Source organism: Bacteroides caccae (genome assembly GCF_002222615.2).
GTDB lineage: Bacteria > Bacteroidota > Bacteroidia > Bacteroidales > Bacteroidaceae > Bacteroides > Bacteroides caccae.
Genome location: NZ_CP022412.2, coordinates 1,531,817 through 1,557,622 on the forward strand (window position 1 = coordinate 1,531,817; position 25,806 = coordinate 1,557,622).

Sequence of the window (25,806 nt, forward strand, 5' to 3'; positions counted from 1 at the left end):
AACAGCTTGACTTTATATGCTGAAACAAAATAAAAAAGATAAACAAGACAGGCATAGATGGCTCCTAATAGGCTTTCTATGCCTGTTTGGCGTATGTCTTGTAGCGCAGGTGCGTCCTACAGAGCAAAAAACGAAGGCAACCGGAACATCTACAAAATCGGTTGCAGACACATCCAAAACAACGAAGAAGCAGCCGGAGAATAAGAAAACGAAGGTTTATTTGCTCCATGCTGATGAAGGTCAGGCGGATAAGTTAGCTCGTCCTGATGTGCAAGTGCTGATTGGTAATGTGAAAATGCGTCACGATAGCATGTATATGTATTGTGACAGTGCGTTGATCTTTGAGAAAACCAATTCAGTTGAGGCTTTCAGTAATGTACGTATGGAGCAGGGAGATACGCTGTTCATTTACGGTGATTATCTTTACTATGATGGAATGACTCAGATTGCGCAGCTCCGTGAAAATGTAAAGATGATAAACCGGAACACGACGCTGCTGACGGATAGTTTGAACTACGACCGTCTTTATGACCTCGGATATTATTTCGAGGGGGGGACGTTGATGGACGAGGAAAATGTGTTGACTTCCGATTGGGGTGAATACAGTCCGGCTACCAAACAATCCGTGTTCAACCATGATGTGAAGTTGGTTAATCCGAAGTTTGTGTTGACTTCCGATACATTAAGGTATAACACAGAAAATAAGATTGCCGTAATTCTCGGACCTTCGAATATCGTTAGTGATAATAATCATATCTATTCGGAGCGTGGATTCTATAATACAATGACCGAACAAGCGGAACTGTTAGACCGTTCCATATTGACAAACCAAGGGAAGAAATTGGTGGGTGATAGCTTATTTTATGACCGGTTGGTCGGATATGGTGAAGCATTCGACAATGTGAAAATGACAGATACGATCAACAAGAACATGTTGACGGGCGATTACTGTTTCTATAACGAACTGACCGACTCTGCTTTTGCTACCAAGCGTGCCGTGGCCATTGACTATTCGCAGGGTGACAGTCTTTTTATGCATGGTGATACTCTGCAAATGGTTTCCTATAACTTGAATACAGATTCTCTGTACCGGTTGATGAAAGCTTATCATAAAGTACGTATGTATCGTACGGATGTGCAGGGAGTATGCGATTCACTGGTTTATAACTCAAAAGATTCTTGCATGACTATGTATGTTGACCCTATTCTTTGGAATGAAGGTCAGCAGTTGCTTGGTGAGCAGATCAAGATTTATATGAATGACAGTACTATCGACTGGGCCCACATTATCAATCAGGCGTTGACGGTAGAGATGAAAGACTCCATTCATTATAACCAAGTGTCCGGTAAGGAGATGAAAGCCTATTTTGAAAATGGGGATATGCGGCATATCGAAGTGATTGGTAATGTGCTGACGGCCTTTTATCCGGAAGAAAAAGACAGTACGATGACCGGATTCAACTGTCTGGAAGGGAGCTTGCTCCATCTTTATATGAAAGACAAGAAGATGGAGAAAGGATTATTTGTGGGAAAGTCCAACGGTACGATGTATCCCATGGATCAGATACCGCCCGATAAGTTACGTCTGCCTACATTCTCCTGGTTTGATTATGTGCGTCCGCTGAATAAAGAGGACATTTTCAACTGGAGAGGCAAGCGGGAAGGCGAAATGCTGAAACCGACAACTGACCGGCGGCCAAAGACAAATAAGCGAAACTTAATTAATATGAAGTAGTATGGGAATGTTTTTCAATTCGATGAGAAAACCTCGTGGCTTTAATCATCAATACATTTATGTAGACGAGCGAAAGGAGAAGCTCGCTAAAATGGAAGAGAAAGCGAAGCGCGATTTGGGAATGCTTCCTGAAAAAGAATTTAAGCCGGAAGATATCCGTGGCAAGTTTGTTGAAGGAACAACGCACCTGAAACGCCGGAAGGCTAGCGGGCGTAAACCTGTCTCTTTCGGAATCATATTGATTATCATTGCTTTCCTTATCTATCTGTGGCATTATTTGGCAACGGGAAGCTGGAGTTTCTAAAGGAAAGAATTTATTAGTAGTCGACTACTTAACTGATTTACTGCTTAACGAACTATGAGTGATATAATACATTTGTTACCAGATTCGGTAGCTAATCAGATTGCTGCCGGTGAAGTGATACAACGTCCGGCGTCCGTTATCAAGGAGCTGGTAGAAAATGCGATTGATGCAGATGCGCAGAATGTACATGTGTTGGTGACTGACGCAGGTAAAACCTGTATTCAGGTGATTGACGATGGAAAAGGAATGTCCGAAACAGATGCCCGTCTTTCTTTCGAACGTCATGCTACTTCGAAGATTCGCGAAGCGGCGGATTTGTTTGCTTTGCGTACAATGGGGTTTCGTGGGGAAGCCTTGGCCTCTATCGCAGCAGTGGCACAGGTGGAGTTAAAAACACGCCCCGAGTCGGAAGAACTGGGAACGAAACTGGTGATTGCAGGCTCTAAGGTAGAGAGCCAGGAAGCGGTATCCTGTTCCAAGGGAAGTAACTTCTCCATAAAGAATCTATTCTTTAACATCCCTGCCCGTCGTAAATTCCTGAAAGCAAACTCCACCGAATTGAGTAATATTCTTGCCGAATTTGAACGCATTGCTCTGGTTCATCCCGAAGTAGCTTTCTCCCTTTACAGCAATGACTCCGAGCTTTTCAATCTTCCGGTTTCTCCGTTGCGTCAGCGCATTATGGCTATTTTTGGTAAGAAACTCAATCAGCAGTTGCTGAATATCGAGGTGAATACTACCATGGTGAAGATTTCCGGATACGTAGCCAAACCGGAGACAGCCCGCAAGAAAGGTGCCCATCAGTATTTCTTTGTCAACGGGCGATATATGCGGCATCCTTATTTTCATAAAGCCGTAATGGATGCATACGAACAGTTGATTCCTGTCGGCGAACAGATTTCTTACTTCATTTATTTTGAAGTCGATCCGGCTAATATTGATGTGAATATTCATCCGACGAAGACCGAAATCAAGTTTGAGAATGAACAGGCAATCTGGCAAATCCTTTCGGCGGCAGTCAAAGAGTCGTTGGGTAAGTTCAGCGCCATTCCTTCCATTGATTTTGATACGGAAGATATGCCCGACATTCCTGCATTCGAACAAAATCTATCCTCTGCACCTCCCACGGTACAGTATAATTCGGATTATAATCCGTTCAAGGTTTCTGCGGGAGGTGGTGGCGGCGGAGCATACAGCCGTTCAAAGGTGGACTGGGAAGATCTTTATGGCGGTCTGACCAAAGCCAGTAAGATGAATAATCCCCAGCCGGAGCCGGAAATGGATTGGGAGGATTCTTCAATGGGTGGAGAAAGTGCCGTTATGGAAGAAAGGACGGAAACTGTAATGTCGGCGGCCTCTTCGACCTTATATGCCAGTGAGCCTGTAATTGAGAAGGGTAATCAGCATTTGCAGTTTAAGGGACGGTTTATTCTGACCTCCGTGAAGTCCGGTTTGATGTTGATCGACCAGCACCGGGCGCATATCCGTGTACTTTTCGACCGGTATATGGTTCAAATCCAGCAGAAACAGGGCGTATCACAAGGTGTTCTTTTCCCGGAAATATTACAGTTGCCCGCTTCGGAAGCTGCCGTACTGCAAAGCATTATGGATGATTTGTCGGCAGTAGGTTTCGATCTGAGCGATCTGGGTGGAGGCAGCTATGCTATCAACGGTATTCCTTCAGGCATCGAAGGACTGAATCCGGTGGAATTGGTACGTAATATGCTACATACAGCTATGGAAAAAGGGAATGATGTCAAGGAAGAAGTCCAGAATATTCTGGCTCTGACACTGGCACGTGCGGCGGCTATCGTCTACGGTCAGGTACTGAGCAATGAGGAAATGGTAAGCCTTGTAGACAGCCTTTTCGCTTGTCCCTCACCGAATTACACGCCGGACGGGAAAACGGTTTTGACAACAATCAAGGAGGAAGATATCGAACGCTTATTCAAATAAAATAAATAAAATCATCTTTTCCTAAAACCTTTTAGTCTTGTTCGTGTTATTTAAATAGTTCAACAAAGAAAAAGATTTAAATAACCACTTAACTATTAGGTATATGAAAAAGATTCTGATGTTGCTGGCTTTTGCCGGCGTTGCGTCTGTCGCTTCTGCGCAGCAGACAATGACTGTAACTGAATACGAGGTTATTCAGGTGCAAGATAAATATCAAGTAATAACGAACCCTTTCTGGAGTAACTGGTTCTTCTCCGTCGGAGGAGGTGCACAGGTGCTGTATGGCAACAATGACCATATCGGTAAATTCAGAGACCGTGTTGCTCCTACATTTAATGTGTCTGTCGGTAAATGGGTGACTCCGGGATTCGGATTGCGTATGCAGTACAGCGGTCTGCAAGCTAAAGGATTCACGACCAACGAAACTGCCAATTATGTAGTGGGTGGTCCGAGAGCTGACGGTTCATACAAACAACGGTGGGACTATATGAACCTGCACGGTGACTTGATGATTAACCTGAATGCACTTTTCGGCGGTTACAATCCGAACCGTGTATATGAAATCATCCCTTATATCGGTGCCGGTTGGGCTCATTCTTATTCACGTCCTCATACCAATGCCGCTACTTTCAATGCAGGTATCATCAACCGCTTCCGCTTGTCGAATGCCGTTGACTTGAATCTGGAACTGAGTGCAACAGGCTTGGAAGGCAAATTTGACGGCGAACATGGAGGAAGACCAGACTATGACGGTATTCTGGGTGCTACGCTTGGTGTGACTTACTATTTCCCGACCCGAGGATTCCAACGTCCTACGCCACAGATTATCTCTGAAATCGAATTGAATCAGATGCGTGACCAGATGAATGCAATGGCTGCCGCTAATATGCAGTTGCAACAGCAGTTGGCTAATGCACAGCAGCCGGTAGAGGTAGAAGATACTGAAGAAGTAGTGATTACAGATCCTAATATCGCTCCGCGTACTGTATTCTTCAAGATTGGTTCGGACAGACTGTCTCCACAAGAAGAAATGAACTTGTCATATCTTGCCAACCGGATTAAAGAATTTCCGGGTACTACCTATACTATTAACGGATATGCAGATTCTGCAACAGGCACTCCGGCTTTCAACGAAAAGTTGAGTTTGAAACGTGCACAGGTTGTTAAAGATTTGCTGGTGAAGAAGTATGGAATCCCGGCTGATAACTTGAAAGTCGCTGCCGGTGGTGGTGTCGATAAGTTCGGCCAACCGATTCTGAACCGTGTTGTATTGGTAGAATCTGAAAAATAAAAGAATAACTTGACTATAAAAAGTCGGTAGTTTCTTCAACTCCCTTCCTGCGGGAAGGGTGGCTGAAAGCTGGGTGGTAGGTAAATACACAATGTTGGCAATAATCAATTTGTGTATTTACTTACCACTTCTTGTGTATTTACCTACCACCTCCCCCTGCGGGTACTCCTCCTTCCCGAAGGAGGAGAGTTCGGATACTATCGACTTTCAGTTATCCTCGATTTTGGGATACTGCGGTTTTTTAGTCTCTCTCTTTTGTTGTTCTCCTTTCGGCTCCACGCTTAATGCTGCTGGCGGACAAGGATATTTTTTAGTTTTCCTTTGAATCCGTTGCGTGAATCACCTATTTGTTGCAGCGGGAAGATCAGTGTTTCCTGATAAGTCATGTGTTCCATGCGGTCGTATTCCTTTCGGTAAACTTGCATGGTACGTCCTTCGAGCCGTTCCTGCAATGCACCGTTTATATAAAGTGAAGTACCTTTGTAGTCACCTTCGATGCGGATCGTAGTCCATTGATCGGCCGGCAGGCGGTAGGAATTGAAAACAAAGGTGTAACCGTCGCGTGAGAAAGCGATTCGGCGGGTATTCTCCCAGTTGGTGTATACTACCGAGTGCGGACCTTGGAAGAGAATGCTGCTGATAGGATTCGTCTTCTCCGGACAGAGCTGGAACTCCACACTATAAGGATAACCTACTTCCTGCAAAGGAGTACTGACGGCCTCTTTCCCATTAAAAGAAAGTTCTTTTCCTGCTTCGGTCAGTGCGGTTTCTGCCGGGACTTTGCCCAACAGGTTAATTCCCGGAGCTTCGGGAGTTGTTTTGCACAGCTTTGCAAATGCTTCGTAGGTGACATTCTTGTTTTCCCCTTTCCACAGCTTCTCGGCGAGCACCTGCATGGCGGGGAAACTGCGCAAGTGTACGTCCTGTTCGGATATCCCGTTTCCACACTTGTCGTTCCACACGGCAAACATACCGCCCAATACGCCGGGAGTACCTTCGGGAAGTGTCTGTTTCCTGTTCATTATCCACGGCGACCATTTCTCATAAATCCACTGGTGATCGAGGAAATCCCGGTAGTAACCTGCTGCCGGAACGATATAGAGATAAGTGTCACAAGTGTTAATCAACTTGTACCCGTCTTGCAGGGAAACAACAGGATCCACCCAGTCATACGACCACGCGTTGACCGTGACACCTTCCGCTTTTACGGGAGTCTTGCCGGGAAGCCATTTCAGTCCGCCCCACATACGTACATTTTTGCCGTATTTCTCAACAAATTTCAGATAACGGTCTGTGAAGTAGCGGTATTGTTCGGCTTCTTTCTTGTTATATTCGTCGGTACCGATGTGCAGGTCTCCGATAAATACGGGATTGTCGCCCGACAGATATTCGTCCAGCAGGCTGTCGACGAATTGATAAGTTTCTTTTTTGTAAAGGTCCAGATGATCCATGCCATACTTCCGACTTGCTATTTCGGGTTTGTAGTGGGCGAAGGCGAGTGAGTGGGCGGGAATATCAATTTCGGGAATGATACGCACACCGTATTCCAATCCCATACGTTGCAAGTCGATAAATTCCTGTTTGCTGTATGAACCGTCTTTGGCTGTCAGTCCCGGAAAGCGTTCGCTTTCCAGTCGGAATGCGGCGTAGGTGCGGTTCCAGTCATCGCCGAAGAACTGCGGAAAACCGTTGTCGTTCAAGTGAATCTGAAATTCGTTCATCTTGTAGAAGGAAAGTATCTTTACGTATTGTTTCAGATAATCCATTGTAAAGAATTTGCGGGCCACATCCAGCATAAAGCCGCGGTTCGGGAAAAGCGGATAATCCCGTGCCGTCCCTTTGGGGAGCTTTCCTTGTTCGTTGTGGAGTATCTGCAATAGGGTACGTGTTCCCCAGAATACGCCCTGACCGGTGGGGGCGGCGATACCGGCATAGCGGTTTACGGTTAACGTATATCCTTCTTCACCAAGTTCCTTGTCCGGTTTCGACAGTGAGAGGCAGATGTCTTTCCCGACTGGTTTTCCGGTTTTGATGACATAGTTCCAGCCAAACAGTTCTTTTAAGTCTTGCGCCAGGATTTGTGCGGTAGGCGAGAGCGTCGCTTCATCCGCAGGCGAGAGCACGATTGAACCTTCGGCGGGCAGAGCCAGTTCGCCTTTTCCTCCTTTCCATTGTTGAAGGGCAGGGATCACTTGCGGGCAAGGCTCTTGGGCGGTGGCAAACACGCATACCATTAACAGGCAGCATACGATGATGAGGGGGCTTTTCATAATTAATAAGTCTGTATTAAGATTAATAAATTTCTATGTTTATAAAGTGGGAGCAGGCGTCAGCCGCTTTCTGCGTAACCGCCTGTCGCAATCCCATTATTTCACCGGCTGATAATCTGCGGGCTTTCCGTAAAATCCCGGCGCCGGTACGTATATCGGCTGACTGGGTATGCCGATGTTCAGCAACTTGCCTTTCGTGCGGAGGCGGCGGATGTGAATCATGGCTGTTGAGCGAACCATACCCGTTATATCTTGAAAATCCGAACGTTGCATGATCTGATGATCGGTGAAATATTTTCTCAACCGGCTGTCGATATCCGTCTCCGAAAGTTTGGGAGAGTGGATAATTCTTTTCATCTGTTTGATTTTTATATGGCCGACGGAGTTTTTCAGTTTTTGGTCTGAACGGAACTGTATGCCTTTCAACTTTACTTTCGTATTCCGGCGGGGAGTATCGGCGGCGATTTCTTCGGTGGCGGTTAGTGTCGGATAAAAATAACCGATACCGTCCAGGTGCACTTGCCTTCCTTCGCACAGTTCTTCACCCATAACTTGTGATAGTGCGTCCAGCACTGCCGTTACATCCACCTCGTTCAGCGTACACCGGGATTGGATCCTGCTGCGGAGGTCTTTCGTGTCTATCTGTCCGTTGGCGATGATGCGCGGATGAAATCTTTTCTCCTCTGGTTTGTCCGGTGATACCGGATTCTCGTACCAGTCAAATGATATGGCCATAGTTCCTTTTGTTTATATAAGTAGTTCTGATTCGTATTTCCTATACTTCCTTCCGATTAATCCGGCTTCATCTTCATCGGCTAATTTCTATTGGCCTGTCGGCTAACCTTTATTGGCTGACAGGCTGACAGTGACTAGCGTAACAGCTAGCATAGGTTAGCTGTTATTGTTCCTTATGGCAAAGTTACTACATAAAGGCTTGCTAACCTAATTTTAAAGGCTTTATTTCGGACGCGTCATTGGTGAACGGAAAGCTGTCGGTGGGTAGAGAGGAAATAAACAAAGGTTCGCAAACCTGTGTGCTACCGGTTTGCGAACCTTCGATTATCGGTTTCGGGTATTGCCAATACAGGCATTCCCGTTATGTGAGTACTTCTTTAGCTGAATATTGGTAGAGATACTTTTAGATTAGGATATCTGTCGCCCAGTTGTTTAAGGAAATCGTTGCCGATCACGATAGCTTGTACCGTTTCCTGCGGGTCGGTAGGGATTTCCGGTATATTGGTAAAGATCAGGCAGGAGTAGATGATGAGCTCGATAGGCTTGTCATCGGTCTGCAAAGACAGTTTGTATGCTTTTACATTGTTTCCCCGGGCTTGGGCCTGTGCTTTTACTTGTCCTTCCATTGGGATTTCGGTAAGTCTGGAGTTTTCGAGGCGGGATTGGTTGAATACAAGATGCCGGTCGATTTCCCCTTCTGTGTCCGTATCGAATAAATGAAGGCTGTTTCCGCTGAGAACAAGGTATTTGGGAGTTTGCACGGTGTTGAAACGCACGGTTCCCAAGGTAGCCATTCCTTTCAGTTTATCTTTAACCCCGTCTTTAAGGGCGGATCCCACGCCATATTCGGTGCTGGCATAATTGAAAGCGTCAATCTTTTCTTGCTTCATTTCTTCTTGGAGGAAAGGCAATTCGGAAGTGAGTACGCTGTTTTTATATCGTTCGGCATTTGCAAATTCCGCTTTGAAATCAGTATTGTTTACCACTTGTGCTTGTTGCGAGTTTTTGTTCTTTACATAATACCAGTACCCTGCATAGAGAACGATGAAAATAATCGGAATAAGTGTGTAAATTGACATAGCTTATCTGTTTTTTAATGTGATTAATTAGGTGTGTTTTATACTTCTACCCGGCTCTGTTTTCTTTTTCTTACTTGGGATGAATCCCCAGATGATAAGGGCAATGATGATCAGTCCTACTATCTTGCCACCATATCGAGAGTAGAAACCGACTTTATTCAGCTTTTCACCGTCCAGGTTATTCTCTTTCAGAATGGCGGAGAGTTGTTCTTCCGTCAGTTCATAATAAGTGTCTTCTTTTTCGCAATATCCTACGAGGCGGGGCTCCTGCTCGATATAGAGAGGAAGGATGTAAGCGATGTTGAACTCCTGATGAATGGTCCCCAGATCAATGTAGTTGCCGTTGTCTGTCTTATATTCTTCGGTGTCGGGCAGGTCTGCTACTTTGTTTAAGACTTCACGATCACCGAAAGGAATTTTTACACCACGCGCGGATACCGTTTGACAAGAGAGGAAAAGGAGAGCGCCGAATGCAAAGAAAAGGGTTAGATGTTTCATGTTTTTCTTTTTTGAGTTTATGAATAATGGAATTGTTGATTAATATTGCCGTAAAAGTAGAGAAAAGAAATAGAAAAAGCAAACGATCGTTTGCTTTTTGGGAAAATGATTTTTCTGTCCGGCTTTTTTCTGTTTCAGATACGTTAAAGATGAGGGGAAAGAACGTAATAAGTTCATGAGCAGGCTTTATTTTTATTGAATACACACGGCAAATCTGATATTTTTATGTAGATGTTTTATTTCATCTTTTTGCTTCCGGTATTCTCCATACTCCGGTCGGAAGTGGGGAAGTTGAGCAGAGCATTGGTCTTTGTTATCATTACAAATTATTCTCGGACTGATACTGCTGATACTTTCCTTCCTCTATCAGAAGTTGAAAGGAGTATTCTTTAAAAATGATGAAGCCGAAACGGACTAATCTTCGTTGTACTTATAACAATGATAAAGGCTGCCTGCTCTTTTATAGAACGGCAGCCTTTACTTATTAATTGGCCTATCTGTTGACGACTTATTCTTGTGAGAAACGTTTTACCTGTTCCTCGATCAATTCCTTGTCGTCAAAGTAGTTAATCTTCATAGCCTTCTTGACATCTGCCAGTGTTTCGGCGGCGGCAGCTCTGGCTACTTCACATCCTTTTTGCAACATCTCGTAAACGGCAGGAATGTCTTTGCTGAATTCTTTGCGACGGTTACGGATAGGTTCCAGTGTCTCTTGCATGATAGCGTTCAGGAAACGTTTCACTTTCACGTCTCCCAGTCCACCGCGTTGGTAGTGTGCTTTCAGTTCTGCGAGATTCGGGTAATCCGGCAGATAACGTTCAAAATGTTCCGGACGGCAGAATGCGTCGAGGTATGTGAAGACGGTATTACCTTCAATCTTTCCCGGATCCTGCACGCGGAGGTGTCCCGGATCGGTATACATACTCATGATCTTCTTCTGGATTTCTTCCGGTTCTTCGGACAGATAGATACAGTTGCCGAGTGATTTGCTCATCTTGGCTTTACCGTCAGTACCCGGCAGACGCAGGCAGGCAGCATTGTCCGGCAACAGGATTTCCGGTTCCACCAATGTCTCGCCATAGATATAGTTGAAACGGCGGACTATTTCGCGTGCCTGTTCGAGCATCGGTTCCTGGTCTTCGCCTACGGGGACAGTCGTTGCACGGAATGCAGTGATGTCCGCAGCCTGACTGATAGGATAAGTGAAGAAGCCTACGGGAATGCTTGCCTCGAAGTTACGCATCTGGATTTCCGATTTCACGGTCGGGTTACGTTGCAGGCGGGATACGCTTACAAGGTCCATATAGTAGAAGCTAAGTTCGCATAGCTCCGGTATCTGCGACTGGATGAAGATAGTAGCTTTGGAAGGGTCGATTCCGCATGCCAGATAGTCAAGAGCAACCTCGATAACATTCTGACGTACCTTCTCCGGGTTGTCTATATTGTCTGTCAATGCCTGCGAATCGGCAATGAAGATAAACATCTTACTATAATCACCCGCGTCCTGCAGGTCAACTCTGCGTTTCAGTGAACCTACATAGTGCCCGATATGGAGTCTTCCGGTAGGACGGTCACCAGTAAGTATGATTTTCTCTTTTCCCATTGTTATTACCTTATTATAATAGATTGAGCGGCAAAGATACAGATAAAAACTGAAAGATGTATCAAAATGGGGGCACTTCACTGTAAAAAAGTGAACGTTTCTTTTTGTCATGTGCAAAATATGTCGTTACTTTGCACAAATTTTAAAACCGACAATGAATCAACAGGAAATCAGAAGCAAGTATTATCTCCATTCGGATGTTTTTCACCCGGAAACGGCAGGCTTCTTCTCTTTTCTCCAAAAACGATATTTTAGTTCTTTGGTAATGCGTTAATCCTTTTTTGAGGGTAACGCATTTTTTTTATGGATGAACTTAGAAACAACAACTTATTATAACAACAAAAGAAATGGAAAAGGAAATCAAGAAAGTTCTCGTTTTGGGTTCTGGAGCACTCAAAATCGGACAAGCCGGAGAATTTGACTACTCAGGCTCACAAGCACTGAAAGCTTTGAAAGAAGAAGGCATCAGCTCAGTATTGGTAAACCCGAACATCGCAACCATTCAGACTTCTGAAGGAATTGCAGATAAAGTGTATTTCCTTCCCGTAACTACTTATTTTGTAGAAGAAATTATCAAGAAAGAACGCCCCGACGGTATCCTGCTGGCATTCGGCGGACAGACTGCACTGAACTGCGGTGCTGAGCTTTACACACAAGGTATTCTTGATAAATACGGAGTGAAAGTACTCGGTACATCGGTAGAGGCTATCATGTACACAGAAGACCGCGACCTGTTCGTGAAGAAGCTGGACGAGATCAATATGAAGACTCCGGTAAGCCAGGCGGTAGAAAGCATGGAAGACGCGATTGCTGCTGCACGTAAGATCGGTTATCCGGTAATGGTACGTTCGGCTTATGCATTGGGTGGGCTTGGTAGCGGTATCTGCGCCAACGAAGAAGAATTCCTGAAACTGGCCGAAAGTTCTTTCGCGTTCTCCAAACAAATCCTGGTGGAAGAATCCCTGAAAGGCTGGAAAGAAATCGAATTTGAAGTTATCCGCGACGCCAACGACCACTGTTTCACAGTTGCCAGCATGGAAAACTTCGACCCGCTGGGTATCCACACCGGTGAATCTATCGTTGTGGCTCCTACCTGCTCTCTCGACGATAAAGAACTGAAACTGTTGCAGGAATTGTCTACAAAATGTATCCGTCACTTGGGCATTGTAGGTGAATGTAATATCCAGTATGCGTTCAACTCAGATACGGATGATTACCGTGTGATCGAAGTGAACGCTCGTCTGAGCCGTTCTTCCGCATTGGCTTCCAAGGCTACCGGTTATCCGCTGGCATTCGTTGCCGCTAAGATCGCGTTGGGTTATTCACTCGACCAGATCGGCGAAATGGGTACTCCGAATTCTGCCTATGTTGCTCCGCAACTCGACTACTATATCTGTAAGATTCCTCGTTGGGACTTGACGAAGTTTGCCGGTGTTTCCCGCGAAATCGGTTCAAGCATGAAGTCGGTAGGTGAAATCATGTCTATCGGTCGCTCTTTCGAGGAAATCATCCAAAAAGGTCTTCGTATGATCGGACAAGGCATGCACGGCTTTGTAGGAAATGACGAACTGCATTTTGATGACCTTGATAAAGAACTTTCCCGCCCGACTGACTTGCGTGTGTTCTCTATCGCACAGGCTTTGGAAGAAGGATATACGATTGACCGTATCCATGAACTGACAAAGATCGATCCTTGGTTCCTCGGCAAACTGAAGAACATCGTTGACTACAAAGCTAAATTGTCTACATATAATAAGGTGGAAGATATTCCGGCTGACGTAATGCGTGAAGCTAAAATCTTAGGCTTCTCTGACTTCCAGATTGCACGTTTCGTACTGAACCCGACTGGAAACATGGAGAAAGAAAACTTGGCTGTACGTGCTCATCGTAAAGCTATGGGGATTCTTCCGGCAGTAAAACGCATCAATACGATTGCTTCCGAACATCCGGAACTGACTAACTATCTGTATATGACGTATGCAGTGGAAGGTTATGATGTGAACTATTATAAGAATGAAAAATCAGTAGTCGTGCTGGGCTCGGGTGCTTACCGTATCGGTAGCTCTGTTGAATTTGACTGGTGTTCGGTGAATGCGGTTCAGACTGCCCGCAAACTGGGATACAAGTCTATCATGATTAACTACAACCCTGAAACGGTTTCTACTGACTATGATATGTGCGACCGCCTGTACTTCGACGAACTTTCGTTCGAACGTGTGCTCGATGTGATCGACCTCGAACAACCTCGCGGTGTGATTGTGTCGGTAGGCGGACAGATTCCGAACAACTTGGCTATGAAACTTTATCGTCAGTCGGTTCCTGTGTTGGGTACTTCGCCGATCTCTATCGACCGTGCTGAAAACCGTAACAAGTTCTCTGCAATGCTTGACCAACTGGGTATCGACCAGCCGGCTTGGCAGGAGCTGACCAGTCTCGAAGATGTGAAAGGCTTTGTGGAAAAAGTAGGTTATCCGGTGCTGGTTCGTCCTTCTTACGTTCTTTCGGGTGCGGCAATGAATGTTTGCTATGATGATGAAGAATTGGAAAACTTCCTGAAAATGGCTGCCGAAGTATCTAAAGAATATCCGGTAGTTGTTTCACAGTTCCTCGAGAATACAAAAGAAATTGAGTTCGACGCTGTGGCACAGAACGGTGAGGTGGTAGAATATGCCATCTCTGAACACGTAGAATTTGCGGGTGTTCACTCCGGTGATGCTACACTGGTGTTCCCGGCACAGAAGATATACTTTGCAACTGCCCGCCGCATCAAGAAGATCAGCCGTCAGATTGCTAAGGAACTCAATATCTCCGGTCCGTTCAACATCCAGTTCCTGGCTCGTAATAACGAGGTGAAAGTAATTGAATGTAACTTGCGTGCTTCTCGTAGTTTCCCGTTCGTATCTAAAGTACTGAAACGTAACTTTATCGAAACGGCTACCCGCATCATGCTTGACGCTCCATACTCGCGTCCTGATAAATCGGCATTTGATATTGACTGGATCGGTGTGAAAGCATCGCAGTTCTCCTTCTCACGTCTGCATAAGGCCGATCCTGTATTAGGCGTAGATATGTCTTCTACGGGTGAAGTGGGATGTATCGGTGATGATTTCTCCGAAGCACTGCTGAACTCAATGATTGCTACCGGCTTTAAGATTCCTGAAAAGGCGGTAATGTTCTCTTCAGGAGCAATGAAGTCTAAAGTTGATTTGCTGGATGCAAGCCGTATGTTGTTTGCCAAAGGATATCAGATTTATGCTACCGCCGGTACTGCTGCCTTCTTGAATGCTCACGGTGTAGATACGACTCCGGTTTATTGGCCGGATGAAAAACCGGGTGCGGAAAACAATGTAATGAAGATGATTGCCGATCACAAGTTCGACTTGATCGTTAACATTCCGAAGAATCACAGCAAACGTGAGTTGACGAATGGTTATCGTATCCGTCGCGGTGCGATCGATCATAACATTCCGTTGATTACGAATGCCCGTCTGGCAAGTGCCTTTATCGAAGCGTTCTGTGAATTGAAGCTGAGCGATATTCAGATTAAGAGCTGGCAGGAATACAAATAAGAACTATTATAATTCTTAATAAGTGCCCGCTATTGACAGTCTGTTAATAGCGGGTTTTCTTGTTTTATTTTTTATCTTTGCTACTTCGTAATTAGTAACTTGTAATTAGTAGTTGAAATATGCTTGTGCTTTTATCTTGTGCCAAGACAATGAGTGATGTTTCAAAGGTGAAGGTTCCTTTGACTACGGCTCCCCGTTTTCAAAAGGAAGCCTCTGAGATAGCTTTGCAGATGTCGCAGTTTGCTGTCGGCGATCTGGAACGTTTGTTGCGTGTGAATGCTAAAATAGCAGTAGAGAATTATAAGCGTTATCAGGCTTTCCATGCGGAAGAAACTCCGGAATTGTCGGCTTTGTTCTCTTATACGGGAATTGTGTTCAAGCGGTTGAATCCGAAAGACTTCTCTGCCTCAGAACTCGAATATGCACAGGAACATTTGCGGCTGACATCTTTTTGTTACGGTTTGTTGCGTCCGCTGGATGTGATTCGCCCCTATCGTCTCGAAGGAGATGTGGTATTGCCGGAGTTGGGTAATCAGACGATGTTTTCTTACTGGCGGTCGCGCCTGACGGATACGTTTATACAAGACATCAAACAGGTGGGAGGTATTTTATGCAATCTGGCCAGTGACGAAATGAGAAGTTTGTTTGACTGGAAACGGGTGGAGAAAGAAGTGCGTGTCGTGACTCCTGAATTTCATGTGTGGAAGAACGGGAAACTGGCTACGGTGGTAATATATACCAAGATGTCTCGTGGTGAAATGACGCGTTTTATCTTGAAAAATAGAATAGAGAATCCGGAAGATTTGAAAGAATTTTCGTGGGAAGGCTTCGAGTTTGATGAGGCTCTTTCGGATGAGAGGCGGTTTGTATTTATTAATGGTCAGGGAGGATAAAGAGTATGACGGAAGTTGAAAAGATGCGTAACGGCCTGTTGGCAGATATGTCTTCGCCGGAGTTGCAGGTGCGTTTTGAGCATGCCAAGAAATTGTTGGCTCGCATGCGGGGAATGAGTACGTATGATGAAGGGTACAGGAAATTACTGGAAGAACTGGTGCCGAGGATTCCTGAAACTTCGGTTATTTGTCCGCCTTTCTATTGCGATCATGGGGACGGAATCAAGTTAGGCGAGCATGTGTTTGTCAATGCTAACTGCACATTTCTGGACGGCGGATATATCACGATTGGTGCTCATACGCTTATCGGGCCTTGTGTGCAGATTTACACACCGCATCATCCGATGGATTATTTGGAAAGAAGAGGCTCCAAGGAATACGCTTATCCGGTGGCGGTTGGTGAGGACTGCTGGATTGGTGGCGGAGCTATTATATGTCCCGGTGTGACGATTGGTGATCGTTGTGTGATAGGAGCGGGAAGTGTCGTGACGAAAGATATTCCTGATGATAGTATCGCAGTCGGGAATCCGGCGCGTGTAATCCGACGTAGGGACTGAAAAAAAAATTATAGTTTGCGGGCTGATAATCAGTAACTTCACGGAATTATACATAAAAAGTTTGAAAAATAATTCGATAAATGTTTGCAGATTTCAAAAAATGCCGTACCTTTGCATCGCTTTTGAAACGGAAGTGTAAGGGCGTTTAGCTCAGCTGGTTCAGAGCATCTGCCTTACAAGCAGAGGGTCGGCGGTTCGAATCCGTCAACGCCCACACAAAAACGAAACACTTCCGGCTCATTAACAAGGGCGTTTAGCTCAGCTGGTTCAGAGCATCTGCCTTACAAGCAGAGGGTCGGCGGTTCGAATCCGTCAACGCCCACTACCAAAAGGAAAGTCTTATGAAGAAATTCGTGAGACTTTTTTTATTTCTTACCTCTTTTATACAAACTTTCTTTGTCCTTTTGCCTTATAACTCAGGAAAAAGAGTTAATTTTGCAGTCTGATAATTATCTAAGAAAACGTATGGAACTTGATGTATTAACGGCCATATCTCCGATTGATGGTCGATATAGAGGCAAAACTAAAGCTTTGGCAGCTTATTTCTCTGAATTTGCACTGATTAAATACCGTGTACAGGTAGAGGTGGAATACTTTATCACCTTGTGCGAACTCCCTTTGCCGCAATTAAAAGGAATCGATAACAGCGTGTTTGAAACTCTGCGTAATATTTACCGTAACTTTTCGGAAGCAGATGCACAGCGTATTAAAGATATCGAAAGTGTAACCAATCATGATGTGAAGGCCGTAGAATACTTCCTGAAAGAAGAATTTGACAAAATGGGGGGGATGGATGACTATAAGGAATTCATTCACTTCGGACTGACTTCTCAGGATATAAACAATACGTCTGTTCCTCTTTCTATCAAGGAAGCGCTCGATAAAGTGTATTATCCGTTGATTGAAGAACTGATTGCACAGTTAAAAACTTATGCAACAGATTGGGCTGATATTCCGATGCTTGCCAAAACTCACGGTCAGCCGGCTTCTCCTACCCGTTTAGGTAAAGAAGTAATGGTATTCGTTTACCGCTTGGAACGTCAGCTGGCTATGTTGAAGGCTTGCCCGATTACCGCTAAGTTTGGCGGTGCTACCGGCAATTACAATGCACATCATGTGGCATATCCTCAGTATGACTGGAAACAGTTCGGTAATCGTTTCGTTGCAGAAAAACTGGGACTGGAACGTGAAGAATATACGACTCAGATTTCAAACTATGATAACCTCTCTGCTGTTTTTGATGCAATGAAGCGTATCAATACTATAATGGTAGATATGAACCGGGACTTCTGGCAATATATCTCTATGGAGTATTTCAAACAGAAGATAAAAGCCGGAGAAGTCGGTTCGAGCGCAATGCCGCACAAAGTGAACCCGATTGACTTCGAAAATGCGGAAGGAAACTTGGGGATCGCCACTTCCATTCTGGAACATTTGGCTGTGAAGCTTCCGGTTTCCCGTTTGCAGCGTGATTTGACCGACTCTACCGTTCTGCGTAATGTAGGCGTACCTTTCGGACATATTGTGATTGCAATTCAGAGTTCTTTGAAAGGACTACGCAAACTATTATTGAATGAACCGGCTATTTACCGTGATTTGGATAACTGCTGGAGCGTAGTAGCTGAGGCTATCCAGACAATCCTGCGCCGTGAGGCTTATCCGCATCCGTATGAAGCGTTGAAAGCTTTGACGCGGACAAATCAGGCGATTACGGAAAATTCTATCAAAGAGTTTATCGAAGAACTGAATGTAAACGAAGATATTAAAAAAGAGTTAAGAGCAATTACTCCGCATACTTATACGGGGCTTTAATTGTTTACTTATACAATAAACGTGTTTTTTAAATAGGCCGTGAGGCCAAAGTCTAATTTTATTCGAATAAAAAAATGAGCACAGAAAACGAAGAATGGCGCGAAAATTCTTTCAATGAAGAGAATACAGGTGCCGGCCGTGATGGTAACAGGTCGTACAACAGAGAGGGAGGAGAACGTCCGTATCGTCCTTCTTACAACCGTGAAGGTGGGGATCGTCCGTATCGCCCGAGATTTAATGCCAACAATGAAGGGGGCGAACGCCCACAGCGTTCGTATGGTGATCGCTCTTATGGCGACCGTCCGCAACGTCCTTCTTACAATCGTGAAGGCGGTGATCGTCCGTATCGTCCTCGCTTCAATAACAATAGTGAAGGTGGCGACCGTCCGCAACGTCCTTACAACCGCGAAGGTGGTTCTTATGGTGATCGTCCTCAACGCCCTTCCTACAATCGTGAAGGTGGTGATCGTCCGTATCGTCCGAGATTTAATCCGAATTCTGACGGCAGCGACCGTCCTCAGCGTCCTTACAACCGTGAAGGCGGCGAACAACGCTCTTATGGTGATCGTCCGTATCGTCCCCGTTTCAATAGTGGTGAAGGTGGCGACCGTCCTCAGCGTCCTTACAACCGCGAAGGTGGTGACCGCCCGTATCGTCCTCGCTTCAATAGTGGTGAAGGTGGAGGCTATCGCAGCAACAACGGTGGTGGCTATCGTCCGAGATTCAATAATGACCGTCAGGGCGGTTACCGTCCTCGTCCACGTACCGGCGATTATGACCCGAATGCTAAATATAGCATAAAGAAACAAATCGAGTACAAGGAACAGTTTGTTGACCCGAACGAACCGATTCGTCTGAATAAATTCCTGGCTAATGCCGGTGTTTGTTCACGTCGTGAGGCTGATGAATTTATTACAGCAGGTGTGGTTTCTGTAAATGGTGAAGTTGTTACTGAATTGGGTACAAAAATCAAACGCTCGGATGTCGTGAAATTCCACGATGAACCGGTTAGCATCGAACGTAAGGTATATGTATTGCTGAATAAGCCGAAAGATACTGTTACCACATCGGATGATCCGCAGGAGCGCCGTACGGTAATGGATTTGGTAAAAGGCGCTTGTAACGAACGTATCTATCCGGTAGGACGTCTTGACCGTAACACGACTGGTGTACTGTTACTGACAAATGACGGTGACTTGGCTTCCAAGCTGACACATCCGAAATTTCTGAAAAAGAAAATTTATCATGTTCATCTGGACAAGAACCTGACAAAAGCGGATATGGATCAGATTGCAGCCGGCATCCAGTTGGAAGACGGTGAAATCCATGCAGACGCTATCAGCTATACCGATGATTTCAAGAAAGACCAGGTAGGTATCGAAATTCACTCCGGTAAGAACCGTATCGTTCGCCGTATTTTCGAATCACTGGGTTATAAAGTAGTAAAACTCGACCGTGTATTCTTCGCCGGACTGACTAAAAAAGGTTTGCGTCGCGGAGACTGGCGTTACCTGTCGGAAGCAGAAGTAAACTACCTCCGCATGGGTTCGTTTGAATAATAAGTTAATAAATAACAACTTGGCAGAGGACGGGGAAAGAAAGCAGGAAAAATGAATCTTGTGTTTTAAACCTCGTCTTCTTGTATCTAAAAAGAATAAGTTAAATGGAAAAGATTGGTAGAACAAAAATTGTTGATTTGTTGAAGCGTACGGATATCGGCGCTATGGTCAATGTGAAAGGCTGGGTTCGCACCCGCCGAGGTAGCAAACAAGTAAACTTTATCGCACTGAATGACGGTTCTACAATAAATAATTTGCAGGTCGTAGTAGATTTGGCTAATTTTGATGAAGAGATGCTGAAACTGATTACTACCGGCGCTTGTATCAGCGTGAACGGTGAAATGGTGGAATCGGTAGGCTCCGGCCAAAAGGTGGAAGTGCAGGCTCGTGAAATCGAAGTGCTGGGTACTTGCGATAACACATACCCGTTGCAGAAGAAAGGGCACTCTATGGAATTCTTGCGCGAGATTGCCCATTTGCGTCCGCGTACCAATACTTTTGGTGCGGTGTTCCGTATTCGTCATAACATGGCAATTGCTATCCACAAGTTTTTCCATGACAGGGGATTCTTCTATTTTCATACGCCAATCATTACAGCTTCAGACTGTGAAGGTGCCGGACAGATGTTTCAGGTGACTACCATGAATCTGTATGACTTGAAGAAAGACGAAAGAGGTTCTATCTCTTATGATGATGATTTCTTCGGCAAGCAGGCCAGTTTGACTGTTTCCGGTCAGTTGGAAGGTGAGCTGGCTGCCACAGCTTTGGGAGCTATCTATACATTTGGTCCTACGTTCCGTGCCGAAAACTCCAATACTCCCCGTCACTTGGCTGAGTTTTGGATGATTGAGCCGGAAGTTGCTTTCAACGACATCGCAGACAATATGGACTTGGCAGAAGAGTTCATTAAATATTGTGTGAAATGGGCGTTGGATAACTGTGCGGATGACGTGAAATTCCTGAATGATATGTTCGATAAGGGATTGATTGAACGGCTGCAAGGTGTATTGAAAGATAATTTTGTACGTTTGCCTTATACAGACGGTATCAAGATTCTGGAGGAAGCTGTTGCAAAAGGCCACAAATTTGAGTTCCCGGTTTATTGGGGTGTGGACTTGGCTTCCGAACACGAACGTTATTTGGTGGAAGAACATTTCAAGTGTCCGGTAATCCTGACTGACTATCCGAAGGAGATCAAAGCCTTCTATATGAAGCAAAACGAGGATGGTAAGACGGTGCGTGCAATGGATGTTCTTTTCCCGAAAATCGGTGAAATCATAGGCGGTTCCGAACGTGAATCAGATTATGATAAGCTGATGACTCGTATTGAAGAAATGCATATCCCGATGAAGGATATGTGGTGGTATCTGGATACCCGCAAGTTCGGTACTTGTCCTCACTCCGGCTTCGGGCTTGGTTTTGAACGTTTGTTACTTTTCGTAACAGGCATGTCAAACATCCGTGACGTGATACCGTTCCCGCGTACACCGAGAAATGCTGATTTCTAATATTTCGGTATATTTATGTAAAACTCGCATAATCTTTTGGTTATGCGAGTTTTTTTATGCACTTTATTGTTCTATTCTCAAAATAAATCTTTATATTTGGACATACGCATTCAAGAGTGTTAACTAAAATAATACGGCAATGAAAAAACTCTATTTCTTTACCATGCTTTCAATAATGTTGTTGGCGGTAACAGGTGCGATGGCCCAAAAGAAAACTAAATTCAAGGTGGCCGAGTTGAAAGGAATCTGGCAACTTTGCCATTATGTGTCGGAGTCTCCCGATGTTCCGGGAGAGTTGAAACCCAGTAATACATTTAAGGTATTGAGTGATGATGGAAGAATCGTGAACTTCACTATTATTCCCGGTTCCAGTGCAATTGTTACGGGATATGGGTCGTGGAAGCAGTTGACAGATGATTCTTATAGAGAAAGTATCGAGAAGAATATTCATCTTCCGATGTTGGATAATCAGGACAATATTCTGGAATTTGAAATAAAGGATAGCGATTATCTGCATTTAAAATACTTCATCAAGAATGACTTGAATGGAAATGAATTGAACACCTGGTATTATGAAACCTGGAAAAGAATAAGTATGCCGGCCAAGTTTCCGGAAGATATTGTGAGATAAAGATAATTTGATTGTTATTATAGTCTGCATATTACTTCTTTAAAGGAGAAGATATGCAGACTTTTTTATGCCTGTTTTTCGTTCTATTTCTTCTTGTTTGCCAATTAGATATATTCAAAAAAAGCAAGAAATAGTTTGCCAATTCAAAGAAAAGCCGTACTTTTGCAAGCCGATTATTATCACAAAATGATAAGAGATTAATTCATAGCAAGTTAGTCGTCCTTTGTCCGGGGAAGACTAATAAGTGGTGAAGAATATTTTTAGTAGTAACATTTAAAAAACAAAATTAGAGTGGATACTTTAAGTTACAAGACCATTTCTGCCAACAAAGCAACTGTAACCAAAGAATGGGTTATTGTTGACGCTACAGACCAAACACTGGGTCGTCTGGGAGCAAAAGTTGCAAAATTGTTGAGAGGAAAGTACAAACCAAACTTTACTCCTCACGTAGACTGCGGTGATAACGTTATCATCATCAATGCAGACAAAGTAAAACTGACTGGTAACAAGTGGAATGACAGAGTTTATTTGTCATATACAGGCTACCCTGGTGGTCAGAGAGAAATGACTCCTGCCCGTTTGATTGCAAAACCGAACGGTGAAGAGAGATTACTGAAAAAAGTAGTGAAGGGCATGCTTCCTAAGAACATTTTGGGAGCTAAATTGCTGAACAACTTGTATGTTTACGCTGGTAGCGAACACAAACAAGCAGCTCAGAACCCGAAAATGATTGATATTAATTCATATAAATAAGATATAATGGAAGTAGTAAATGCATTAGGCAGACGTAAACGTGCAATTGCACGTATTTTCGTAAGCGAAGGTACAGGAAAGATTACTATTAACAAGAGAGACCTTGCAGAGTACTTTCCATCAACTATTCTTCAGTATGTTGTAAAACAACCATTGAACAAGATTGGTGCTGCTGAGAAGTATGACATCAAAGTAAACTTGTGTGGTGGTGGTTTCACAGGTCAGTCTCAGGCTTTGCGTTTAGCAATTGCCCGTGCATTGGTTAAAATCAACGCTGAAGATAAAGCTGCTCTTCGTGCAGAAGGCTTTATGACTCGTGACCCGCGTTCTGTTGAGCGTAAGAAACCGGGACAGCCGAAAGCTCGTAGAAGATTCCAGTTCAGCAAGCGTTAATGGGCTGCCTGACCGAGGAATATGTTTAGTATCTAAACTACTGGGACTCTACTCATAGACTACCCGGCGGTTGGTTTAGAAAAAACAAAAAAGAAAGTAAACGATTTAAAGAAAAACAAGATGTCAAGAACAAATTTTGATACATTATTGGAAGCCGGATGCCACTTCGGACACCTTAAAAGAAAGTGGAACCCTGCAATGGCTCCTTATATTTTCATGGAACGCAATGGTATTCACATCATTGACCTCCACAAAACAGTTGCAAAAGTAGATGAAGCTGCTGAAGCTTTGAAACAGATTGCTAAATCAGGCAAGAAAGTTCTTTTTGTTGCTACTAAAAAACAAGCTAAACAAGTTGTAGCTGAGAAAGCTCAATCTGTTAATATGCCTTATGTAATCGAACGCTGGCCGGGTGGTATGTTGACTAACTTCCCGACTATCCGTAAGGCTGTGAAGAAAATGGCTACTATCGACAAATTGACTAACGATGGTACTTATTCTAACCTTTCTAAGAGAGAAATTCTTCAGATCTCTCGTCAACGTGCAAAATTGGACAAGACTTTGGGTTCTATCGCTGACTTGACTCGTCTGCCGTCTGCATTGTTCGTTATCGACGTAATGAAAGAAAATATCGCAGTTCGCGAAGCTAACCGTTTGGGTATTCCTGTATTTGGTATCGTTGATACTAATTCTGACCCTTCAAACGTAGATTTCGTAATTCCTGCTAATGATGATGCTACTAAATCAGTAGAAGTTATTCTGGATGCTTGTTGTGCTGCTATGATTGAAGGCTTGGAAGAAAGAAAAGCTGAAAAGATCGATATGGAAGCTGCCGGTGAAGCTCCTGCTAACAAAGGCAAGAAGAAATCAGCTAAAGCAAGACTCGACAAATCTGACGAAGAAGCTATCAACGCAGCTAAAGCTGCTGCTTTCTTGAAGGAAGACGAAGAGGCTTAATATAATAATGTGCCAATTTGCTAATGTGCAAGGGTATGCTTATACACTTGCATCTTGATTGGCAGATTGGCACATTTTTTTGTTTTGAAATTTATTATTCATTTAAATAAAAGAAATTATTATGGCTGTAACTATGGCTGATATTACCAAGCTGCGTAAAATGACCGGAGCTGGTATGATGGATTGTAAAAACGCATTGACTGAAGCTGAAGGCGATTTCGACAAGGCAATGGAAATTATCCGTAAGAAAGGGCAAGCTGTTGCTGCTAAGCGTTCAGAACGTGAAGCTGCTGAAGGTTGCGTTTTGGCTAAGACTACCGGTGACCGTGCTGTTATCATTGCTTTGAAGTGTGAAACTGACTTTGTGGCTCAGAATGCAGATTACGTGAAGCTGACTCAGGATATTCTTGATCTTGCTGTGGCTAACAAATGCAAGACTTTGGAGGAAGTAAAAGCATTGCCGATGGGTAACGGTACTGTACAGGATGCAGTAGTTGATCGTAGCGGTATCACTGGTGAAAAAATGGAACTTGATGGTTACATGACTGTAGAAGGTGTATGCACTGCTGTTTACAACCACATGAACAGAAATGGTCTTTGCACTATTGTTGCTTTCAACAAGGAAGTTAACGATCAGTTGGCTAAACAAGTAGCTATGCAGATTGCTGCTATGAACCCGATTGCCATTGATGAAGATGGCGTTTCTGAAGAAGTAAAACAGAAAGAAATCGAAGTTGCCATTGAGAAGACAAAAGCAGAACAGGTACAGAAGGCTGTAGAAGCAGCTCTGAAGAAAGCTAACATCAACCCGGCTCATGTGGACAGCGAAGAACACATGGAAAGCAACATGGCTAAAGGATGGATTACTGCTGAAGATGTAGCGAAGGCAAAAGAAATCATTGCTACCGTTTCTGCTGAAAAGGCTGCACATCTGCCTGAACAAATGATTCAGAACATTGCTAAAGGCCGTCTGGGTAAGTTCTTGAAAGAAGTTTGCCTGTTGAATCAGGAAGATATCATGGACGCTAAGAAGACAGTAAGAGAAGTGTTGGCTGCAGCTGATCCTGAACTGAAAATCGTTGACTTCAAGCGTTTCACTTTGAAAGCTGAATAATCAGTCAGGAAACTGAGAATATAGGAGGCTGTCTTCAAATCTTTTTTTTGAGGACAGTCTCATTTTTTTGTTATTTCAATGCTTTGTCTATTTCCTTCATCAACTTGTCCATTTCCTCTTTTTGGTAACCGACAGTAGCGGATATCACTTTCCCTTCTTTGTTAATCAGGTAACTTCTGGGAATGTACTGACTGGCAAATTTATTCGTGACTTCCCGTTTGGGATCCGGGTAGAGAGGAAACGTAAATTCCTTGCGCTTGTTGTATGCCGTTAATTCCTCATCGGTATGCTCACGTCCGATCACTATCATGCGGAAATCCTTGTTGTCTTTATATTTGGGCCAAAGGGTTTTCTGAACTTCTGCCAGTTCACTCTGGCAAGGACCGCACCAAGTGGCAAAGATATTAATGAGTACTACTTTCCCTTTCAAGTCTGCGGAATTTACTGTTCCGTTGACGGTCGAAGTAAGGGTGAAAGCAGGCATCTTGTCGCCTGTTTTGACTATATCCCCTTTGTCGTTCTGTGCAAACGACAGCAGTGAGAATAACGCTGCTGCACAAAATAAAGTAACTTTCTTCATTTCTTATAT

The 25,806-nt window shown here is 44.2% G+C and carries 21 protein-coding genes and 2 tRNA genes; 17 read left to right on the forward strand and 6 right to left on the reverse strand.

Features of this window, described 5'->3' with window-relative positions:
* Positions 1-16 precede the first annotated feature (16 nt).
* The 4 genes from CGC64_RS06015 (at position 17) to CGC64_RS06030 (ending at position 5,286) form a co-directional block, all read left to right on the forward strand.
* Complete coding sequence (locus tag CGC64_RS06015) at positions 17-1,735, forward strand: OstA-like protein (RefSeq protein ID WP_005679130.1); 1,719 nt, start codon at positions 17-19, stop codon at positions 1,733-1,735.
* A 1-nt stretch (position 1,736) separates the two neighbouring features.
* Entirely contained in the window at positions 1,737-2,039 is a 303-nt protein-coding gene (locus CGC64_RS06020; RefSeq protein ID WP_005679132.1) for a hypothetical protein, read from the forward strand.
* Positions 2,040-2,093: 54 nt separating this feature from the next.
* Positions 2,094-3,995, forward strand: coding sequence for a DNA mismatch repair endonuclease MutL (gene mutL, locus CGC64_RS06025; protein ID WP_005679133.1), 1,902 nt, complete (start codon positions 2,094-2,096; stop codon positions 3,993-3,995).
* A gap of 103 nt (positions 3,996-4,098) precedes the next feature.
* Positions 4,099-5,286: an OmpA family protein gene (locus CGC64_RS06030; RefSeq protein WP_005679134.1), complete on the forward strand. Its 1,188-nt coding sequence runs from the start codon at positions 4,099-4,101 to the stop codon at positions 5,284-5,286.
* A 281-nt stretch (positions 5,287-5,567) separates the two neighbouring features.
* On the opposite strand, the gene CGC64_RS06035 is transcribed toward CGC64_RS06030, so the two are convergent.
* The 5 genes from CGC64_RS06035 to trpS all read right to left on the reverse strand — a co-directional run bounded on the left by CGC64_RS06035 (position 5,568) and on the right by trpS (position 11,471).
* Positions 5,568-7,556, reverse strand: coding sequence for a family 20 glycosylhydrolase (locus tag CGC64_RS06035; RefSeq protein WP_032855465.1), 1,989 nt, complete (start codon positions 7,554-7,556; stop codon positions 5,568-5,570).
* A gap of 96 nt (positions 7,557-7,652) precedes the next feature.
* Entirely contained in the window at positions 7,653-8,291 is a 639-nt protein-coding gene (locus tag CGC64_RS06040) for an HU family DNA-binding protein (protein WP_005679136.1), read from the reverse strand.
* A 377-nt stretch (positions 8,292-8,668) separates the two neighbouring features.
* The gene (locus tag CGC64_RS06045; RefSeq protein WP_005679137.1) at positions 8,669-9,370 is read right to left on the reverse strand and encodes a hypothetical protein; all 702 of its coding nucleotides are present in this window, start codon (positions 9,368-9,370) and stop codon (positions 8,669-8,671) included.
* 27 nt (positions 9,371-9,397) lie between these two features.
* On the reverse strand, positions 9,398-9,868 hold the full coding sequence (locus tag CGC64_RS06050; RefSeq protein WP_005679138.1) for a hypothetical protein: 471 nt from the start codon (positions 9,866-9,868) through the stop codon (positions 9,398-9,400).
* A gap of 508 nt (positions 9,869-10,376) precedes the next feature.
* Positions 10,377-11,471 (reverse strand): tryptophan--tRNA ligase, encoded by a 1,095-nt coding sequence (trpS, locus tag CGC64_RS06055; RefSeq protein WP_005679142.1) that lies wholly within the window; start codon positions 11,469-11,471, stop codon positions 10,377-10,379.
* Between the two features lie 347 nt (positions 11,472-11,818).
* On the opposite strand from trpS, the gene carB reads away from it, so the two are divergent.
* The 13 genes from carB to tsf all read left to right on the forward strand — a co-directional run bounded on the left by carB (position 11,819) and on the right by tsf (position 25,217).
* Complete coding sequence (gene carB, locus CGC64_RS06065) at positions 11,819-15,040, forward strand: carbamoyl-phosphate synthase (glutamine-hydrolyzing) large subunit (protein ID WP_005679143.1); 3,222 nt, start codon at positions 11,819-11,821, stop codon at positions 15,038-15,040.
* Positions 15,041-15,159: 119 nt separating this feature from the next.
* Positions 15,160-15,933 (forward strand): peroxide stress protein YaaA, encoded by a 774-nt coding sequence (yaaA, locus tag CGC64_RS06070; protein WP_005679144.1) that lies wholly within the window; start codon positions 15,160-15,162, stop codon positions 15,931-15,933.
* A gap of 5 nt (positions 15,934-15,938) precedes the next feature.
* On the forward strand, positions 15,939-16,490 hold the full coding sequence (locus CGC64_RS06075; RefSeq protein WP_005679145.1) for a sugar O-acetyltransferase: 552 nt from the start codon (positions 15,939-15,941) through the stop codon (positions 16,488-16,490).
* 139 nt (positions 16,491-16,629) lie between these two features.
* Positions 16,630-16,704, forward strand: a tRNA-Val gene (locus CGC64_RS06080).
* Positions 16,705-16,737: 33 nt separating this feature from the next.
* A tRNA-Val gene (locus CGC64_RS06085) sits at positions 16,738-16,812 on the forward strand.
* Positions 16,813-16,955: 143 nt separating this feature from the next.
* Entirely contained in the window at positions 16,956-18,302 is a 1,347-nt protein-coding gene (purB, locus tag CGC64_RS06090; RefSeq protein ID WP_005679146.1) for an adenylosuccinate lyase, read from the forward strand.
* 74 nt (positions 18,303-18,376) lie between these two features.
* Positions 18,377-19,861: a pseudouridine synthase gene (locus CGC64_RS06095; RefSeq protein ID WP_005679147.1), complete on the forward strand. Its 1,485-nt coding sequence runs from the start codon at positions 18,377-18,379 to the stop codon at positions 19,859-19,861.
* A gap of 104 nt (positions 19,862-19,965) precedes the next feature.
* Positions 19,966-21,369: an asparagine--tRNA ligase gene (gene asnS, locus CGC64_RS06100; protein ID WP_005679148.1), complete on the forward strand. Its 1,404-nt coding sequence runs from the start codon at positions 19,966-19,968 to the stop codon at positions 21,367-21,369.
* 139 nt (positions 21,370-21,508) lie between these two features.
* Entirely contained in the window at positions 21,509-22,000 is a 492-nt protein-coding gene (locus tag CGC64_RS06105; protein WP_005679149.1) for a DUF4488 domain-containing protein, read from the forward strand.
* Between the two features lie 291 nt (positions 22,001-22,291).
* Entirely contained in the window at positions 22,292-22,753 is a 462-nt protein-coding gene (gene rplM / locus CGC64_RS06115) for a 50S ribosomal protein L13 (protein WP_004314716.1), read from the forward strand.
* Between the two features lie 6 nt (positions 22,754-22,759).
* The gene (gene rpsI / locus CGC64_RS06120) at positions 22,760-23,146 is read left to right on the forward strand and encodes a 30S ribosomal protein S9 (protein ID WP_005679151.1); all 387 of its coding nucleotides are present in this window, start codon (positions 22,760-22,762) and stop codon (positions 23,144-23,146) included.
* Positions 23,147-23,266: 120 nt separating this feature from the next.
* Positions 23,267-24,103: a 30S ribosomal protein S2 gene (rpsB, locus tag CGC64_RS06125; protein ID WP_005679152.1), complete on the forward strand. Its 837-nt coding sequence runs from the start codon at positions 23,267-23,269 to the stop codon at positions 24,101-24,103.
* A 121-nt stretch (positions 24,104-24,224) separates the two neighbouring features.
* Positions 24,225-25,217 carry a translation elongation factor Ts gene (gene tsf / locus CGC64_RS06130; protein WP_005679153.1) on the forward strand — a complete coding sequence of 331 codons (993 nt, stop codon included), beginning with the start codon at positions 24,225-24,227 and terminating at the stop codon, positions 25,215-25,217.
* 70 nt (positions 25,218-25,287) lie between these two features.
* On the opposite strand, the gene CGC64_RS06135 is transcribed toward tsf, so the two are convergent.
* Positions 25,288-25,797 carry a TlpA family protein disulfide reductase gene (locus CGC64_RS06135; protein ID WP_005679154.1) on the reverse strand — a complete coding sequence of 170 codons (510 nt, stop codon included), beginning with the start codon at positions 25,795-25,797 and terminating at the stop codon, positions 25,288-25,290.
* Positions 25,798-25,806: the final 9 nt, after the last annotated feature.

Bases quoted from the DNA above. Each gene is read 5' to 3' on its own strand.
- rpsI (WP_005679151.1), top strand. From the start codon at position 22,760: ATGGAAGTAGTAAATGCATTAGGCAGACGTAAACGTGCAATTGCACGT.
- CGC64_RS06020 (WP_005679132.1), top strand. From the start codon at position 1,737: ATGGGAATGTTTTTCAATTCGATGAGAAAACCTCGTGGCTTTAATCAT.
- CGC64_RS06045 (WP_005679137.1), bottom strand. From the start codon at position 9,370: ATGTCAATTTACACACTTATTCCGATTATTTTCATCGTTCTCTATGCA.
- CGC64_RS06135 (WP_005679154.1), bottom strand. From the start codon at position 25,797: ATGAAGAAAGTTACTTTATTTTGTGCAGCAGCGTTATTCTCACTGCTG.
- CGC64_RS06105 (WP_005679149.1), top strand. From the start codon at position 21,509: ATGAAAAAACTCTATTTCTTTACCATGCTTTCAATAATGTTGTTGGCG.
- purB (WP_005679146.1), top strand. From the start codon at position 16,956: ATGGAACTTGATGTATTAACGGCCATATCTCCGATTGATGGTCGATAT.
- asnS (WP_005679148.1), top strand. From the start codon at position 19,966: ATGGAAAAGATTGGTAGAACAAAAATTGTTGATTTGTTGAAGCGTACG.
- CGC64_RS06035 (WP_032855465.1), bottom strand. From the start codon at position 7,556: ATGAAAAGCCCCCTCATCATCGTATGCTGCCTGTTAATGGTATGCGTG.
- CGC64_RS06095 (WP_005679147.1), top strand. From the start codon at position 18,377: ATGAGCACAGAAAACGAAGAATGGCGCGAAAATTCTTTCAATGAAGAG.
- CGC64_RS06050 (WP_005679138.1), bottom strand. From the start codon at position 9,868: ATGAAACATCTAACCCTTTTCTTTGCATTCGGCGCTCTCCTTTTCCTC.
- CGC64_RS06015 (WP_005679130.1), top strand. From the start codon at position 17: ATGCTGAAACAAAATAAAAAAGATAAACAAGACAGGCATAGATGGCTC.
- mutL (WP_005679133.1), top strand. From the start codon at position 2,094: ATGAGTGATATAATACATTTGTTACCAGATTCGGTAGCTAATCAGATT.
- rpsB (WP_005679152.1), top strand. From the start codon at position 23,267: ATGTCAAGAACAAATTTTGATACATTATTGGAAGCCGGATGCCACTTC.
- yaaA (WP_005679144.1), top strand. From the start codon at position 15,160: ATGCTTGTGCTTTTATCTTGTGCCAAGACAATGAGTGATGTTTCAAAG.
- trpS (WP_005679142.1), bottom strand. From the start codon at position 11,471: ATGGGAAAAGAGAAAATCATACTTACTGGTGACCGTCCTACCGGAAGA.
- CGC64_RS06075 (WP_005679145.1), top strand. From the start codon at position 15,939: ATGACGGAAGTTGAAAAGATGCGTAACGGCCTGTTGGCAGATATGTCT.
- CGC64_RS06040 (WP_005679136.1), bottom strand. From the start codon at position 8,291: ATGGCCATATCATTTGACTGGTACGAGAATCCGGTATCACCGGACAAA.
- tsf (WP_005679153.1), top strand. From the start codon at position 24,225: ATGGCTGTAACTATGGCTGATATTACCAAGCTGCGTAAAATGACCGGA.
- CGC64_RS06030 (WP_005679134.1), top strand. From the start codon at position 4,099: ATGAAAAAGATTCTGATGTTGCTGGCTTTTGCCGGCGTTGCGTCTGTC.
- carB (WP_005679143.1), top strand. From the start codon at position 11,819: ATGGAAAAGGAAATCAAGAAAGTTCTCGTTTTGGGTTCTGGAGCACTC.